Origin of the sequence: Enterobacter sp. JUb54 (assembly GCF_014298075.1) — a bacterium.
Taxonomy (GTDB): Bacteria; Pseudomonadota; Gammaproteobacteria; order Enterobacterales; family Enterobacteriaceae; genus Klebsiella; species Klebsiella lignicola.
Genome location: NZ_CP060418.1, coordinates 2,067,779 through 2,083,411 on the forward strand (window position 1 = coordinate 2,067,779; position 15,633 = coordinate 2,083,411).

The 15,633-nt window shown below is 59.6% G+C and carries 14 protein-coding genes; 6 read left to right on the top strand and 8 right to left on the bottom strand.

The features are described 5' to 3' along the window. Nucleotides 1-86: 86 nt before the first annotated feature. Nucleotides 87-2,588: a phosphoenolpyruvate--protein phosphotransferase gene (ptsP, locus tag HF679_RS09535; RefSeq protein ID WP_123753752.1), complete on the bottom strand. Its 2,502-nt coding sequence runs from the start codon at nucleotides 2,586-2,588 to the stop codon at nucleotides 87-89. Between the two features lie 310 nt (nucleotides 2,589-2,898). Between ptsP and HF679_RS09540 the strand changes: the two genes are divergently transcribed. From HF679_RS09540 to HF679_RS09560, 5 genes are read left to right on the top strand one after another with little or no spacing between them, the layout of a single operon-like run. Next, nucleotides 2,899-3,975: a PTS fructose transporter subunit EIIC gene (locus HF679_RS09540; RefSeq protein WP_154143586.1), complete on the top strand. Its 1,077-nt coding sequence runs from the start codon at nucleotides 2,899-2,901 to the stop codon at nucleotides 3,973-3,975. A gap of 20 nt (nucleotides 3,976-3,995) precedes the next feature. After that, nucleotides 3,996-4,316, top strand: a complete 321-nt coding sequence (locus HF679_RS09545) for a PTS fructose-like transporter subunit IIB (RefSeq protein ID WP_154143300.1) — start codon at nucleotides 3,996-3,998, stop codon at nucleotides 4,314-4,316. A gap of 53 nt (nucleotides 4,317-4,369) precedes the next feature. Next, the gene (locus tag HF679_RS09550) at nucleotides 4,370-6,667 is read left to right on the top strand and encodes a formate C-acetyltransferase (RefSeq protein WP_154143302.1); all 2,298 of its coding nucleotides are present in this window, start codon (nucleotides 4,370-4,372) and stop codon (nucleotides 6,665-6,667) included. Further along, the gene (locus HF679_RS09555) at nucleotides 6,633-7,508 is read left to right on the top strand and encodes a [formate-C-acetyltransferase]-activating enzyme (RefSeq protein WP_123753748.1); all 876 of its coding nucleotides are present in this window, start codon (nucleotides 6,633-6,635) and stop codon (nucleotides 7,506-7,508) included. The genes HF679_RS09550 and HF679_RS09555 overlap by 35 nt, the downstream gene beginning before the upstream one ends. A gap of 15 nt (nucleotides 7,509-7,523) precedes the next feature. Continuing rightward, entirely contained in the window at nucleotides 7,524-7,865 is a 342-nt protein-coding gene (locus HF679_RS09560) for a PTS fructose-like transporter subunit IIB (RefSeq protein ID WP_123753747.1), read from the top strand. A 134-nt stretch (nucleotides 7,866-7,999) separates the two neighbouring features. Here the strand turns inward: HF679_RS09560 and HF679_RS09565 are convergent, their stop codons facing one another. Continuing rightward, the gene (locus HF679_RS09565) at nucleotides 8,000-8,767 is read right to left on the bottom strand and encodes a phytanoyl-CoA dioxygenase family protein (protein WP_123753746.1); all 768 of its coding nucleotides are present in this window, start codon (nucleotides 8,765-8,767) and stop codon (nucleotides 8,000-8,002) included. A gap of 252 nt (nucleotides 8,768-9,019) precedes the next feature. Between HF679_RS09565 and HF679_RS09570 the strand changes: the two genes are divergently transcribed. After that, entirely contained in the window at nucleotides 9,020-9,853 is an 834-nt protein-coding gene (locus tag HF679_RS09570; protein WP_154143306.1) for an AraC family transcriptional regulator, read from the top strand. Nucleotides 9,854-9,865: 12 nt separating this feature from the next. Here the strand turns inward: HF679_RS09570 and HF679_RS09575 are convergent, their stop codons facing one another. The 6 genes from HF679_RS09575 to HF679_RS09600 all read right to left on the bottom strand — a co-directional run bounded on the left by HF679_RS09575 (nucleotide 9,866) and on the right by HF679_RS09600 (nucleotide 15,629). Further along, nucleotides 9,866-10,771, bottom strand: a complete 906-nt coding sequence (locus tag HF679_RS09575; protein ID WP_123755434.1) for a GGDEF domain-containing protein — start codon at nucleotides 10,769-10,771, stop codon at nucleotides 9,866-9,868. Nucleotides 10,772-11,075: 304 nt separating this feature from the next. Next, nucleotides 11,076-12,338 (bottom strand): allantoate amidohydrolase, encoded by a 1,263-nt coding sequence (hpxK, locus tag HF679_RS09580; RefSeq protein ID WP_123753744.1) that lies wholly within the window; start codon nucleotides 12,336-12,338, stop codon nucleotides 11,076-11,078. Beyond that, nucleotides 12,335-13,576, bottom strand: coding sequence for a pyridoxal-phosphate-dependent aminotransferase family protein (locus HF679_RS09585; protein WP_123753743.1), 1,242 nt, complete (start codon nucleotides 13,574-13,576; stop codon nucleotides 12,335-12,337). Before HF679_RS09585 ends, hpxK begins: the two co-directional genes overlap by 4 nt. A 13-nt stretch (nucleotides 13,577-13,589) precedes the next feature. Continuing rightward, nucleotides 13,590-14,327 (bottom strand): amino acid ABC transporter ATP-binding protein, encoded by a 738-nt coding sequence (locus HF679_RS09590; RefSeq protein WP_123753742.1) that lies wholly within the window; start codon nucleotides 14,325-14,327, stop codon nucleotides 13,590-13,592. Next, nucleotides 14,308-14,964: an amino acid ABC transporter permease gene (locus tag HF679_RS09595; RefSeq protein ID WP_174510340.1), complete on the bottom strand. Its 657-nt coding sequence runs from the start codon at nucleotides 14,962-14,964 to the stop codon at nucleotides 14,308-14,310. Before HF679_RS09595 ends, HF679_RS09590 begins: the two co-directional genes overlap by 20 nt. Continuing rightward, nucleotides 14,964-15,629 (bottom strand): amino acid ABC transporter permease, encoded by a 666-nt coding sequence (locus tag HF679_RS09600; RefSeq protein ID WP_123753740.1) that lies wholly within the window; start codon nucleotides 15,627-15,629, stop codon nucleotides 14,964-14,966. Before HF679_RS09600 ends, HF679_RS09595 begins: the two co-directional genes overlap by 1 nt. Between the last annotated feature and the right edge of the window lie 4 nt (nucleotides 15,630-15,633).

A 15,633-nucleotide genomic window follows, 5' to 3' on the forward strand; every position in this document is an offset into this window, starting at 1 on the left:
GAAAATCCCCCGGCGCGTTGCGCCTGTCCGGGCTACCGCAAGCCCGTAGCCCGGTCAGCGCAGCGCCACCGGGGAGGACGCCCGGGTTACAGCTCCAGCTCCCGCTGCAGCAGCGCGGCAATCGCCTCGCTGCTTTCGGCGGTCACCAGCGATTGCCGGAACGCTTCGTGCATAATGCGTCGCGCCAGCCGCGAGAAGATCCGCATATGCTGGTCGCCAGCGGAATGCTTGTTGAGGGTCAGCATAATCACAAACTGCGCCTCGTCATCGCCCCACGCCACCGGCTGCGCCAGACGCGCCACGCTGATGGTCGACTGCTCGATATGCTCCGACTTGCTGTGCGGGATGGCAAAACTAAAACCTAAACCGGTGGAGAACACCGCCTCGCGGGCCCACAGGTCGGCCTCCAGCTTGCGTGGGTAACGGCAGCGCCCGGCCAACAGCAGGTTATCGGTCATGCCTTTGATCACCTCCTCTTTGCTGCGCCAGTCGCTGTTCAGCGTAATGCACTGGGGGGTAATCAGCGGCGCATCCTGCTGGGTCATGCGGAACTGGGCCAGCAGATGCTCCACCTCCAGCGAGGTGCGACACTGCATCGCCTGATTCAGCAACTGCCGACAGGCGCGGCTATCGAGCTGTGCCAGACGCGCTTTGGTGGCCGGGATCGACGGTGCGCTCATGCTCAGTTCGTCCAGCCCCAGCCCCACCAGCAGCGGCAGCACCGACCCTTTGGCCCCCAGCTCGCCGCACAGGCCGATCCATTTCCCCTGGCGATGCACCGCCTGAACCGCATAATCCAGCGCGCGTAAAAATGCCGGATTGAGGCTGTTATAGTGACGCGTCACCCTGGCGTTATCGCGATCCACCGCCAGCAGATACTGGGTCAGGTCGTTGCTGCCGATGCTAAAGAAATCAATCTCTTCACAGCACTGGTCGATGATAAACATCACCGACGGCACTTCGAGCATAATCCCGAACGGGATCGTCTCATCAAACGGAATGTGTTCGCTGCGTAGCGACTGTTTGGCATCCGCCAGCTGCTCCTTCACCCATAAAATCTCCTCCATTGAGGAAATCATTGGGATCATGATCTTCAGCGAACCGTGCGCCGACGCGCGCAAAATCGCCCGCAGCTGGGTACGGAACAGCGCCTGATACTCTTCATAGATCCGCACCGCCCGGTAGCCGAGGAACGGGTTGTTCTCCGCCGGAATATTAAGGTAGGACACGGGCTTATCGCCGCCGATATCCATGGTGCGAATGATAATGCTGCGTCCGTTGGCCGGCTCCAGCGCCTGGCAAAAAATATTGTAGAGCTCGTTTTCCGACGGCGCGCTCGGGCGATCCATATACAGCATTTCGGTGCGGAACAGCCCCACCGCCTGCGCGCCGTGACCGAACGCCGACGCGGCCTCGACAGAGTGGGCGATATTCGCCGCCACTTCTACGCGTATGCCGTCTTCGGTGCGGCCCGCTTTATCCAGCCAGGCCTGCTGCTGCTGGCGTATCTGATCCTGCACCCAGGCTTCCTGCCGATAGTAGCGCGCCACCGCCTCGTCCGGCTGCACCACCACCAGGCCGGCGTTGCCGTCGATCTGCACCGGCCGGTCAACCCACGGCAACAGCGCCGCCATATCCACCCCCACCAGGGTCGGAATATTGAACGACCGCGCGAGGATCACCGTATGTGAAGTGGTGCCGCCGCTGCGCAGCAGCAGGCCTTTGAGCAGCGTTTTATCCAGCTCCAGAAACTGGCTGGGGGTTAACTCATCGGCAAGGCACACGGCGGCTTGCGTCAGTTTGCCCGGCGCCGGAAAGCGCGATTCGCCATAGATGTGCTGCAGCAGCTGGAAGCAGACATCGCGAACGTCCAGTACCCGCTCCTGCAGATAAGCGTTCCCGGAGGCGCTGAACTGCGCGCAAAAATGTTCGCCAGTGGCAACGATCGCCTCGGCACAGCTCAGGCCGGTCAGCAGCCCGCCCAGCAGATGCTGGCGCAGGGAGGCGTCGGTGGCCAGAGAGCGATGCGCGTCGAGGATCGCGCTGGCGGTTCCGTCGTTGTCCAGCAGCCGAAACTCGATATTTTTGACCAGCAGCGTCAGGCCGTTATCGAGCAACGCCTGCTCCTGCTCGATGCTCCCCGCCGCAGGCAACGTCCCGGTATCGCGCAGATCCAGCGATTTCAGGTGCGTGAGCACGCCCCCGGCGCTGCCGGCGCAGACCGGTAACGCGTGGAACAGGGTTGGATTCAGACCCGACAGCGATTGCGGCACCGGCTGGATATCCACCTTGTCCGCCGTCGGCAGCGGCGTATCGCAGTGCGGAAATTCATCACGCATAAACGCCGACAGCGCATCGAACGCCTGCTGCTGGTCCTGACCCTCAATAATCAGCTGGCAGCCATCCCCTTTGATGGTATTCGTGCCGATAATCGCCAGCGCGCTTTTAGCATTGCCGCGCCCGTCGCTGCGGGTATTGACCCATTCGACCGAAGACGAAAACTTGTTGCACAGCGTTTCAACCAGACTTGCCGGTCGCGCATGGACGCCATTGGGCAAATCACAAATGAATTCAATTACCAGAGCCATCGCCTTCCTCCTGAGCAATGCGTGAGTTATTCAAAAGGTAAAGAATGTCTTTGCCAGTCACTACACGACAAAACTGGCAATTACTGGACAATTGTATGCTTCGTTCGTTTTTATGCCCGCCATCACAAATCGCGTCTCAAAATGATTCAATACCCCAGCAAGACTAAGATTTGAGGTGGATCGCAATTTTCCGCTCACCTTACAAATATCCAGTAAATGCACTTTTTCTCTACTGTTTTAAGCGTCGCCCTTTTTCTAAGGTTGATGCATCAACTCAGCCACGGGCCACACAGCGCTCAGGAGAAAAATGATGAACGAACTGGTGCAAATACTAAAAAATACACGCCAGCACCTGATGACCGGGGTCTCGCACATGATCCCATTTGTCGTGTCCGGGGGGATCCTGCTGGCGGTCTCCGTGATGTTGTATGGCAAGGGGGCGGTACCCGACGCGGTCTCCGATCCTAACCTCAAAAAACTGTTTGATATCGGCGTGGCCGGCCTGACGCTGATGGTACCGTTTCTGGCGGCCTACATCGGCTACTCCATCGCCGACCGCGCGGCGCTGGCCCCCTGCGCCATCGGCGCCTGGGTCGGCAACAGCTTTGGCGCCGGTTTCTTCGGCGCGCTGATTGCCGGGCTGATTGGCGGCCTGGTGGTCTACTACCTGAAAAAAATCCCGGTGCACAAAGTGCTGCGCTCGGTGATGCCAATCTTCGTTATTCCCATTATCGGCACCTTTATTACCGCCGGGATCATGATGTGGGGCCTCGGTGAGCCGATTGGCGCGCTGACCGCCAGCCTGACCGGGTGGCTGCAGGGAATGCGCGAAGGCAGCATCATCGTGCTGGCCGTCATTATGGGACTGATGCTGGCCTTCGACATGGGCGGCCCGGTTAACAAAGTGGCCTACGCCTTCATGCTGATCTGCGTCTCACAGGGCGTCTACAGCGTGGTCGCCATCGCCGCCGTCGGTATCGCCGTTCCGCCGCTGGGCATGGGTCTGGCGACGCTGATTGGCCGCAAATACTTCTCCGCTGAAGAACGCGAAACCGGTAAAGCCGCGCTGGTGATGGGATGCGTGGGCGTCACCGAAGGCGCCATTCCTTTTGCCGCCGCTGACCCGCTGCGGGTGATCCCCGCCAATATGATTGGTGCCGCCGCAGGCTGCGTGACCGCGGCGCTGCTCGGCGCACAGTGTTACGCCGGCTGGGGTGGGCTGATTGTCCTGCCGGTGGTACAGGGCAAAGGCGGCTTTATTGCGGGCCTGCTGGTGGGGGCCGTAGTCAGCGCGGGCTGCGTCATCCTGCTCAAAGCCCTCGCCAGAAAGAAAGCGTCCGCCGCGAAAGCCGACGACGAGATAGATCTTGATTTCGAAATTAACTGATACACGGGAAGGAATATTGTATGACCAAAATTATCGCCGTTACCGCTTGCCCGTCTGGCGTTGCCCATACCTATATGGCCGCCGAGTCGCTGGAAAGCGCCGCCAAAACCAAGGGCTGGCAGGTCAAAGTCGAAACGCAGGGCTCTATCGGGATTGAGAACGAACTGACCGACGAAGACGTCGCCGGCGCCGATATCGTGATCCTCACCAAAGATATCGGTATCAAGTTCGAAGAGCGCTTCGCCGGTAAAACCATCGTGCGCGTCAACATCAGCGACGCGGTGAAACGGGCCGACGCCATTATGAACAAAATCGACAGCCATCTTGCCCAGAAAGCCTGAATGAAACACGCGGGGCACGGTTTGTGCCCCGCCTGAATAACATGGAGTTTGTCATGACCAATCGCACTCAACGCCTGAAAGACCGTCTGTTCGCCCAGCCGCGGGAGATCTCCCTCGAGCGCGCCCTGCTCTATACCGCCAGCCATCAGCAAACGGAAGGACAACCGGTGATGATCCGCCGGGCCAAAGCGACCGCCTGGATCCTCGACCATGTGCAGATTTCGATTCGTGATGATGAACTGATCGCCGGTAACCGCACCGTGAAGCCGCGCGCCGGTATTATCTCTCCGGAGATGGACCCCTACTGGCTGCTTAAAGAGCTGGATCAATTCCCGACCCGCCCGCAGGACCGCTTCAACATTAGCGAAGAAGACAAACGCATCTATCGTGAAGAGCTGTTCCCGTACTGGGAAAAGCGCTCAATGAAGGACTTTATCAACCAGCAGATGACCGATGAGGTTAAACGCGCCATCAGCACGCAGATTTTTAGCGTCAACCAGACCGATAAGGGCCAGGGGCATATCATCATCGACTACCCGCGCCTGCTGGACAATGGCCTCGCCGCACTGGTGGCGGAGATTGACGCCCTCCACACTCAGCAGCCGCAAAACACGTTCTACGAGGCGGTGCTGATCCTGCTGCAGGCCGCCCAGCGCCATATTCTGCGCTATGCGACCCTGGCTGACGAGATGGCCGCCGCCTGCGTTGACCCGGTGCGGCGCAAAGAGCTGGAAACCATTGCCACGATTTCCCGCCATAACGCCCTGCACCGCCCGGAAGATTTCCCTCAGGCCTGCCAGCTGTTCTGGTATATGAACATCATTTTGCAGTACGAATCTAACGCCAGCTCGATTTCCCTGGGGCGCTTTGACCAGTACATGCTGCCCTATTATCAGGCATCGCTGAATCGCGGCCAGGATCCGCAGTGCCTGCAGGAGTTGCTCGAGTCACTGTGGGTGAAGTGCAACGATATCGTCCTGCTGCGATCCACCAGCAGCGCGCGATATTTCGCCGGCTTCCCCACCGGCTATACCGCCCTGCTCGGCGGCCTCACCGAAACCGGGCGCAGCGCGGTGAATATCCTCTCCTTTTTGTCCCTCGACGCCTATCAGAACGTTCGTCTGCCGCAGCCGAACCTCGGCGTGCGGGTCAACGAGCTGATTGACCGCCCTTTCCTGCGCAAAACCGCCGAGACCATCCGTCTGGGCACCGGTATTCCGCAAATCTTCAACGATGAAGTGGTGATCCCGGCGTTCCTCAACCGCGGCGTGTCGCTGGAAGACGCGCGGGATTACGCGGTGGTCGGCTGCGTGGAGCTGTCGATCCCCGGACGGACGTACGGCCTGCACGATATCGCGATGTTCAACCTGCTGAAGGTGATGGAAATCGTGATGCTGGAAAACGAAAGCAATCCGGACGTCAGCCGGGACGGGCTGATGACGCAGATCCGCGACAAGATCCGCTACTACATCAGGCTGATGGTTGAAGGCAGCAATATCTGCGATATCGGCCACCGCGACTGGGCGCCGGTACCGCTGCTCTCCTCGTTCGTCGAGGATTGCGTGCCGCATGGCAAAGACATTACCGAAGGCGGCGCGCGCTATAACTTCTCCGGTGTGCAGGGCATCGGCATTGCCAACCTGAGCGACTCGCTGCACGCCCTCAACGGGATGGTGTTTGAGCAAAAACGCCTGAGCTTCGCCGAGCTGGTGGCGGTGCTGAAAGCCAACTTCCAGACGCCGGAGGGCGACAAAATTCGCGCCCGGCTGATCAACCGCTTTGAAAAGTACGGGAACGATATCGACGAGGTGGACAACATCAGCGCCGATCTGCTGCGTTTTTACTGTAAAGAGGTGGAGCGCTATGAGAATCCGCGCGGCGGTCGCTTTACCCCAGGTTCCTACACCGTCTCTGCCCACGTGCCGCTGGGCTCGGTGGTCGGCGCGACGCCGGACGGACGCCTGGCCGGGGAACAGCTGGCGGACGGCGGGCTGTCGCCGATGGTCGGTCAGGATGCCCTCGGGCCGACGGCGGTGCTGAAATCGGTCAGCAAACTGGATAACACCCTGCTCTCCAACGGAACGCTGCTGAACGTTAAGTTCACGCCGGCGACGCTGGCCGGAGATAGCGGGCTCAACAAGCTGGCGGATTTTTTACAGGCCTTCACCCGGCTCAAGCTGCAGCATATTCAGTTCAACGTGGTCAACGCCGATACGCTGCGCGAAGCTCAGCAGCGTCCGCAGGATTTTGCCGGTCTGGTGGTGCGCGTCGCGGGCTACAGCGCCTTTTTCGTCGAGCTGTCGCAGGAGATTCAGGATGACATTATCCGTCGCACCGCGCATCAGCTGTGAGGTGATGGCCACGCGCGCCGACAGGGCGCGCATTTTTAACATCCAGCGCTACTCGCTGAACGACGGTCAGGGGATCCGCACCGTCGTGTTCTTTAAGGGCTGCCCGCACGCCTGCCCGTGGTGCGCCAACCCGGAGTCGATCTCGCCCAAAATCCAGATCGTGCGTCGGGAGAGCAAGTGCCTGCACTGCGCCCATTGCCAGCAGGATGTGGTCGAATGCCCCACCGGCGCCTGGGAGCAGATTGGCCGCGACGTCACCCTGGATAATCTGCTTAAAGAGGTGCTGAAAGATGAGGTCTTCTTCCGCGCTTCCGGCGGCGGCGTGACCCTGTCGGGCGGTGAAGTGCTGATGCAGGCTGAATTTGCCACGCGTCTGCTGCGCCGGCTGCGCGAATGGGGGATCCGCACCGCCATTGAAACCGCGGGCGACGCGGCGTTCAGCCGTTTTTTCCCGCTGGCGCAAACCTGCGATGAAGTGCTGTTCGATCTGAAAATTATGGATGCCGTCCAGGCTCAAACGGTACTGCAGATAAATATGCAGCGGGTGCGGGATAATTTCACCCGGCTGGTCGCGGCGAATATTCAGGTCATTCCTCGGGTGCCGTTAATTCCGGGGTATACCCTCAACGAAGAGAATTTCCGCCAGATTCTGGCGTTTCTGGCCCCCTTTAAGCTGCCGGAAATTCATCTTCTGCCGTTCCATCAATACGGCGAAGCCAAATACCAGTTACTGGGAAAAATCGGGGCACTGTCGCAGGTTCGCGCTCCACAAGCGTCTGAGATCCACCCCTTCAGGGTGCTGGCTGAACAGTCCGGTTTTCAGGTGACCATCGGCGGATAACGCCAGGAGGATACGATGGATGTCAATATCGTTGCCGTAACGGCCTGCGTCAGCGGCGTCGCGCACACCTACATGGCGGCCGAGCGTCTGGAAAAGGTGGGCCATCTTGAAAAGTGGCATATCAAAATCGAGACCCAGGGCGCGTTAGGGGTAGAGAACAAAATCACGGCTGACGATATCGCCCATGTCGATGTCGTCCTGCTGGTGACGGATATTGAAATCGACGACGCAAAGCGTTTTCACGGCATCCGCACCATTAAGACCAGTATCAAAACCTTCCTGTTGCAGCCGCAGCTGATTATCGAGGCGGTGAAGTGCATTATGAAAAAGCCGGTGGTTTATATCGACATCCCCTGAACGCGGGGGGAATCCTTCTTCGGGCATCTTCAGTTTTCCCCGGAGGCGGTGCTGCGCACCTGTCCGGGCTACACGACCGCAAACGATGCTGGCCTGCCGCCTCCGGGGAATAACACCAAACGGCAACCTCAAATTTACTCCACGCCCAGCAGCCATTTTTGCGCTGGCGTCAGGCGGCTCGCGGTCTGCGGCGTTAGCCAGCGCTGCTGATCCTGCTGCGCGGTATCTTCCCGGTCGATGTACAACCCGTGCAACACCCGGCGTCGGCTGCCAACCCGGTTGCGGGTCCCGCCATGCCAGGCGTGGGCGTTATAAATCATCACGCTGCCCGCCGGGGCGGCAAATACCACCTCGTCAGGGTGCGTTAACTCCGGATCGTCCAGCACCTCTTCCGGCAGCTCCGGACGGTGATGCGTGCCGGGAATAATGCGCGGCGCGCCATTTTCCGCGCTTAAATCGTCGATAGCCCAGATGGTATTCACCAGATGCACTTTCGGAAAATCCGGGCGAGGTTTCTTCCAGTCCGCATGCAGCGGCTGATGGCCGCCGTTAAACAACGCCTCCCTGGCGTTCAGGCTGGAGACTTTAAAATCGCCCTGAAAAACATACTGGCAGGCGGAGAGGATCAGCGGATGCGACCAGACTTTTTCCCAAATCACCCCTTTGTTAATCAGGTTGGCAATGCGCGTCGCCGTCGCCTCCTGATGATGCTCGATCGCCAGATTGTCGCCCTCTTTCTCGACGATGGTATCAATCAACTCGCGCATCGCTGCCAGCCACTCCGGGTCCGCGACGTTATGCACCACGGTATAGCCCAGGGTATCCAGCTCTTCTTTCATCTTCGGGGACAGCTCGATGTTCGCCCCCAGCGCATTCAGATAAACCGCAGATTGTTGTTCCATATTTACATTCCTTAACGTATCGATAACACAGAACCAACTTTAAGCTGCGGCGGGGCGGAAAACATGAAGGCAAAACTACGAAAAACTGGACACGCGTACACGGCAGGGAAAAGTGTGACACGCCTCAAAATCTATCACCCGGACCGCCCTACGCGATGCGATCCATGATGTAAATAGCGCATCGTGATCGTTCAGCTGTTATAAAATAGATGATAATCAACAAGATAATTGCTCCACGCTAAGGCCCACAGGATGATTGACGATCTGGCAGATATTTTAAATCGTTTGGTAAATCAGAAAGATAATCTGCATGCCCGCTTCCCCGACCCGGATATCTCCGAGCCGGCGCTGGCGCTGAAAGTCCCCTTTCCGCGGCTGGAAATTGTGCTCGAGGGTGAGCTAAAGGAGAACGGACTGCCGCTGTCGGAGTCGATGCTCTCCGCCTCGCAGGTTCTGTATGTGCAGGCCGGGAAATGGACGCTGCCGGAATGGAGCGGGCCGGCATCGACGCTCAGCATTCTGTTTGGCCGCCAGAAGCTGGGATTCTGTCTGCAGCACTGGGACGGCAAACAGCTACGGACGGAAAAGCAGAACGTCGCTCGTCTGGGGCCACGGGTCGGCTCCTATCTGCTGCTGTCGCTTAATGAAATCTGCCTGCAACCGGACCCGGTAACGGCCAGGCTGGTGGTCTCGGCGCTGTTGAGCCACTGCCTTGAGCAACTGGTGGGGCTGGAGATGCGGGTCAGCCGCAGTCGCGACCTGTTTATGGCGGTGCAGGATTATCTTGAAGAACACCTCAGCCAGCCTTTAACCCGCGAATCGGTAGCAAAGCGCTTTCATATTACGCCGAACTACCTGTCGCATATTTTCCAGAAATCAGGCTCCGTCGGCTTCAATGAATTCCTCACCAGCGTGCGCCTGGAAAAGGCGAAAAAGCTGCTGCGCGGCTACGATCTCAAGGTCAAAGAGATTGCCCATAACTGCGGATTTGTCGACAGCAACTATTTCTGCCGGGTATTCAAGCGCTACACCGAGCGCTCGCCGTCGGAATACCGCCGCCACTGCCGCAGCGCACAGCAGGGGTAAGACAAGGCCATTTTAAGCGGCCCACTCTACCCGGCCACGCCCGTTGTGCTTCGCGGCGTACAGTGCCTCATCCACTTTCTTAATAAACGCATCCTGGGGTTCATCTTTTTCACGCATCCCGACGCCAATGCTCACCGACAGCGGATAATCGTGATTAATCAGAATGGAACGGACATTGAGCAGAATGGACTCTGCGAGCTGGGCCACCTCATCGGCGGGCATGCCGTCAACGATAATGGCAAACTCCTCGCCGCCGATCCTCGCCGGCAACACCGTGTCGCTGGTGAGCTTCGACAGCTGCTTACCGAGCGCGAACAGCACCTCATCGCCCACCAGATGGCCGTAGGTGTCGTTAATTTTCTTGAAGAAATCGATATCGAGGATCATCAAAGCCACCGGGCTGTGGCCCTGCTTTTCGCGGATCGTATCGATAAAGAAGCGTCGGTTCGGCAGCTGGGTCAGCTCATCTTTTAATGACTGGGAGCGTGCGTCGACGTACAGGACGTTAATCCGTTCGATGATTTTGTAGATGCCAATCGTGGTCAATAACATCCCCGACAGCCGTAGCAGATCTTCGCAGTAGTAGCCCATCCACCGCGGCTGAACGAACATTTCATCCATTAAATCAAAGGTGCCCCCGGCTATCCACAGCAGCAGCCCGTAGCGCACCCAGTTCACCGCCACATGGCTCATTCTGACTTTCGACGAGATCCACAACATAAAGACCAAAAACAGCAGCGCCAGCAAATCGATATACAACCCGGCTTTGGCAAAAATCATGTCCCAGGGCCCTAATGGTGTCGAAATAGTAATACATAGCGCGGCAACGGCGACGATCACCAGCAACGCCGGGAGAAGGTTGGTGTGGTGGCTGACGGGCTGGGTTTTTATATTGATATTCTTTTCTGAGTTCAACATCGGCATGTCTCTCGGCGGTATCAAAATTTTTTCAACAGGTAGCATAGCAGCCCGGTGATATTCGTCGAATAAAAATGATAATTTTCTGAGGGTTAAAGAAAAATCTGGTTTGATTTCAAGGGATCATAAGGATGTGGCGAAGAGAATAGACTGACCCCGCGGAATTTTTCCAACGTGCTACCAATCCATGGCGACGAGGTCAGTGCGGCGGATGGTATAGAGTTCGCCCCCCGCATTTTTAGCATTTTGTGCTAATTTTTACTGAAAAGCGCCAACGGGCGCGGCCGTCAGGCCTGTCGGCGCGTTACTCCCCTACAGCCAGTCGCCACACCGCGCGATGCAATGCCTCGATGGCGAGCGCAACGTCCGGTTGCGTCACCGACTCCGCCGGATGATGGCTGACGCCGCCTTTGCAGCGCACAAACAGCATCCCCACCGGCCAGCGCTCGCCGATGGCGATCGCGTCGTGTCCGGCGCCGCTCGGCAGGGAGAGCGAGATCCCCTGCACCTCATGCACCGCCGTCGCCAGCACCGCCTGTAAGTGCCGGTCGCAGGCGGTAGCCGCGATGCGGTAAAACTCGTCGGCGCTGAATTGCAGCTGGCGCCGGGCGGCAATCGCCTGAGCTTCCTCCAGCAACGCATTGAGCAGCGCATCCAGTGGGCCATCCTGCGGCCCGCGAATATCCAGCGTCAGGGTCACCTCGCCGGGGATCACGTTCACCGCGCCGGGCGCGCAGCGCAGCGTCCCGACCGTCGCCACCAGATTGCCGGCCTGCTGCCGGGTCATGGTTTCAATCAGCACCATCCACTCGGCGGCGGCGGCCAGCGCATCCCGCCGATGGAGCATCGGCACCGTACCCGCGTGCCCCGCCTCGCCGGTAAAGCGGCAGTTCAGGCGGCGGGCGCCGTTGATGGCCTCCACCACGCCGAGCGCCAATCCGGCCTGTTCCAGGCAGGGGCCTTGCTCAATATGCAGCTCAAGGTAGGCGCTAATGTCTCCGACCGGACGTTCGGCCTGGCGGATGCGGGCCGGGTCGAGACCGGCCTGAACCATCGCCTGCGCCACGCTGATGCCATCCGCATCGCACTGTGCCAGCCAGCCCTCCGGCCACGTCCCGGTCAGGCCACGGCTGCCGAGCAGCGTGATGCCAAAGCGTGTTCCCTCTTCATCGCCGAAGCCGATAATCTCAATGGCTTTCGCCAGCCGCTGTCCCTGCCGGTGCAGGTCTTCCACCACGGCGATCGCCGTCAGCACTCCCAGCATGCCGTCATAGCGCCCGGCATTACGCACCGTATCCAGATGCGACCCCAGCAGGATCGCCGGCGCCCCTTCCTGCGCCCCTTCGTAACGCCCGCAAATGTTGCCGACGCTGTCCTGCCAGACGGTCATTCCCGCCTGCGTCATCCAGCGGGCCACCTGTTGATTGGCCTGCAGATGCTCCGGGGAGAGATACACCCGGGTCAGCCCCTGCGCGGTGGCGCTGATCGCCGCCAGTTCATCGGCACGGGCCATCACCCGCTCCGCCGCTTCCGTCATCTCCGCCTGCTGGCGTGGCAATGGACTCATAGCGCACTCTCGCGGCGATAGTGATCCCACGCGGCCTGCATGGCGGCGCCCTGGGTGGTGGCGAATTTCAGGTGGTTCAGCACCGACTCCAGCGCGCTGAGCGTGGTCATCACGCAATCTTTGCGTGCGTTGTAGCCCATGGTGCCGATACGCCACACTTTGCCATGCAGCGGGCCGAACGAGGTGCCAATCTCAATACCAAAGTCTTCCAGCATCAGCTTACGGACCTGGTCGCCGTTGATGCCCTGCGGAATAACCACCCCGAGCACGTTGTTCATTTTATGCTTCAGGTCGCCGAAGGTATCGAGCCCCATTGCCTGAATGCCCTTGAGCAACGCATCGCCGTGGAGCTTGTGCCGGGCAATGCCGTTATCCAGCCCTTCCTGCAGGATCAGCCGCGCGCACTCCCGGGCGGCAAACAGCGCCGAGGTCGCCTCGGTGTGATGGTTCAGGCGCTCCGGCCCCCAGTAATCCATCACCATGCCGAGGTCGAAATAGTTGGAGTACACCATCTCGTCGACGCCATCCTGATGAGCATCGGTACGAATGCCCGCTTCAACGCATTTGCGACGGCGGATCGCCTCTTCCATGCGCTCGCTCAGGGTGATCGGCGAGGTACCGGACGGCCCGCCGAGGCATTTCTGCATCCCTGCCGAGACTGCATCCAGCCCCCAGGCGTCGCTCTCGAGGGGGTTGCCCCCCAGCGAGGCGGTGGCGTCGGTGTAAAACAGCACGTCGTAACGGCGGCAAATCGCCCCCAGTTCGGCCAACGGCTGGAGCATGGTGGTGGAGGTGTCGCCCTGCACCGTCAGCAGCAGACGCGGACGAACGCGCTTGATCGCTTCTTCAACCTGATCCGCGGTAAAGACCTCGCCCCACGGCACCTCAATGGTGTGCACTTCGGCGCGGCAGCGGCGGGCAATTTCGCACAGCAGATGACCAAAACGACCGAATACCGGCACCAGCACCTTGTCGCCGGGGCGGATCGCCGAAACCAGGATCGCTTCGATCCCCGCGCGCGAGGTGCCGTCCACCAGCATCGTCCAGCGGTTTTCGGTACGAAAGACGCCGCGATAGAGCGCCATCACTTCATTCATATAGTGGGTCATCGCCGGGTCATACTGGCCGATCAGCTGGCTTGCCATCGCGCGCAGCACCCGCGGGTCGGCGTTGATTGGCCCCGGCCCCATCAGCAGACGTGACGGCGGGTTGATTTGCGAAAACTGAGTGATATCCATCTTTTAGTCCTTATTAATTGAGACCGCGCACGGAGGAGATAAACTGCTTCAGCTCGCTGGTCTGCGGGTTGGCAAACAGCGTCTTGCTGTCGCCCTGCTCCCAGACGCGCCCCTGATGCATAAACACCACGCGGTCACCCACTTCACGGGCGAAATTCATTTCATGGGTGACGAGAATCAGCGTCATGCCTTCCGCCGCCAGCTGCTCCAGAACTTTGAGCACTTCGCCCACCAGTTCCGGGTCCAGCGCCGAGGTAATCTCGTCACAGAGTAAAACTTTGGGCGACATAGCCAGCGCCCGGGCAATCGCCACGCGCTGCTGCTGGCCGCCGGAGAGGCTGGAGGGGTAATAATCGATCCGGTCCCCCAGCCCCACTTTCTCCAGCATCCGCTGCGCCAGTTCCCGGCATTCGGCGGCGCTTTTCTTCAGCACCCGCCGCGGCGCCAGCATCACGTTTTCGAGGGCGGTCATGTGCGGGAACAGGTTAAAATTCTGGAAGACCATCCCGACGGAGCGGCTGATCTCCCGCGCCTGCGAGTCACGATCGGTGATGGTCATGCCGCCGAGCTTAATGCTGCCTTCCTGGTACCCTTCCAGCCCGTTGATGCAGCGCAGCAGCGTGCTTTTCCCCGAGCCGCTGCGGCCGATAATCGAAATGACCTCGCCCATATCAATGTCCAGATCGACACCTTTCAGCACGTGGTTGTCGCCGTAGTACTTCTGCATCTGATTAATGGTGATGAGAGGCATTGAATTTATTCTCCAGATAGCGGCTGTAGCGGGACAGCGGGTAACACAGAACGAAATAGCCCAGCGCCACCAGCGCAAAGACTTTAAACGGCTGATAAGTGACGTTAGTCAGCATGGTGCCGGCTTTGGTCAGTTCGACAAAACCGATAATCGACGCCAGCGCGGTGCCCTTCACCACCTGCACCGCAAAGCCGACGGTCGGGGCAATCGCAATCCGTAACGCCTGGGGCGCCACGACGCGAAACAGGGTCTGGCCAAAACTGAGGCCCAGGCAGCGCGATGCTTCCCACTGGCCTTTCGGCAGTGCGCGAATGCTGCCGTACCAGATATCAAGCAAGAAGGCGCTGGTGTAAAACGTCAGGGCCAGCGAGGCGGCGGTCCACGGCGACACGTCGATGCCGAACAGCGCCACGCCGAAGAAGGCCAGAAACAGCTGCATCAGCAGCGGCGTGCCCTGAAACAGCTCGATATAGCCACGGATCAGGCGCTTCACCTGACGCCCGCCGGTCAGGCGCAGCAGCAGCAGCGGCAGAGTCACCAGCGCGCCGCCGATAAACGCCACCAGCGACAGCAGCACCGTCCAGCGTCCTGCCAGCAGCAGGTTACGGATAATGTCCCAGTCGGTAAAAGTGGTCATCATGCCTGTACCCTCAACCATTTTCGCCCCGCTGCCATCAGCAGCTGACGCATTGTTATCGACAACACCAGGTAGATCCCCGTGGTCACCAGATAGACCTCAAAGCTCAGGAACGTCCGCGACTGAATCAGGTTGGCGGCAAAGGTCAGCTCTTCATAAGAGACCTGCGACACCACCGACGATCCCAGCATCACGATAATGCACTGGCTCACCAGCGCCGGATAAATGCGCTGCAACGCCGGGGGCAGCACCACGCGGATAAAGGTCTGGGTGCGGCTCAGCCCGAGCACTCGACCGGCCTCCCACTGCCCTTTCGGCGTCACCTGAATGCCGGCGCGCACGATCTCGGTGCTGTAGGCTCCAAGGTTAATCACCATCGCCAGCAGCGCCGCTTCGCCGGCGGTCATTTTGAGCCCAAGATTCGGCAGCCCGAAGACAATAAAGAACAGCTGAACCACAAACGGCGTGTTGCGAATCAGCTCCACATAGCCGCCCCAGATGCGGCTGAACCATGATGGACGCCCGCTCCGAATAGCGGCCCCAAAGATGCCGATGGTCAGGCCGCCGGCGGTAGCCAGCACCGTCAGCTGAATGGTCACCCACAGCCCGGCCAGCAGCTCCGGCCAGTGCGGCCAGAGCTCAGAAAAATGAAGTTGTTCCGTCATGCAC

Coding starts and splice junctions, on each gene's coding strand:
- ptsP (WP_123753752.1), bottom strand. CDS start 2,588: ATGGCTCTGGTAATTGAATTCATTTGTGATTTGCCCAATGGCGTCCAT.
- HF679_RS09540 (WP_154143586.1), top strand. CDS start 2,899: ATGAACGAACTGGTGCAAATACTAAAAAATACACGCCAGCACCTGATG.
- HF679_RS09545 (WP_154143300.1), top strand. CDS start 3,996: ATGACCAAAATTATCGCCGTTACCGCTTGCCCGTCTGGCGTTGCCCAT.
- HF679_RS09550 (WP_154143302.1), top strand. CDS start 4,370: ATGACCAATCGCACTCAACGCCTGAAAGACCGTCTGTTCGCCCAGCCG.
- HF679_RS09555 (WP_123753748.1), top strand. CDS start 6,633: ATGACATTATCCGTCGCACCGCGCATCAGCTGTGAGGTGATGGCCACG.
- HF679_RS09560 (WP_123753747.1), top strand. CDS start 7,524: ATGGATGTCAATATCGTTGCCGTAACGGCCTGCGTCAGCGGCGTCGCG.
- HF679_RS09565 (WP_123753746.1), bottom strand. CDS start 8,767: ATGGAACAACAATCTGCGGTTTATCTGAATGCGCTGGGGGCGAACATC.
- HF679_RS09570 (WP_154143306.1), top strand. CDS start 9,020: ATGATTGACGATCTGGCAGATATTTTAAATCGTTTGGTAAATCAGAAA.
- HF679_RS09575 (WP_123755434.1), bottom strand. CDS start 10,771: ATGTTGAACTCAGAAAAGAATATCAATATAAAAACCCAGCCCGTCAGC.
- hpxK (WP_123753744.1), bottom strand. CDS start 12,338: ATGAGTCCATTGCCACGCCAGCAGGCGGAGATGACGGAAGCGGCGGAG.
- HF679_RS09585 (WP_123753743.1), bottom strand. CDS start 13,576: ATGGATATCACTCAGTTTTCGCAAATCAACCCGCCGTCACGTCTGCTG.
- HF679_RS09590 (WP_123753742.1), bottom strand. CDS start 14,327: ATGCCTCTCATCACCATTAATCAGATGCAGAAGTACTACGGCGACAAC.
- HF679_RS09595 (WP_174510340.1), bottom strand. CDS start 14,964: ATGACCACTTTTACCGACTGGGACATTATCCGTAACCTGCTGCTGGCA.
- HF679_RS09600 (WP_123753740.1), bottom strand. CDS start 15,629: ATGACGGAACAACTTCATTTTTCTGAGCTCTGGCCGCACTGGCCGGAG.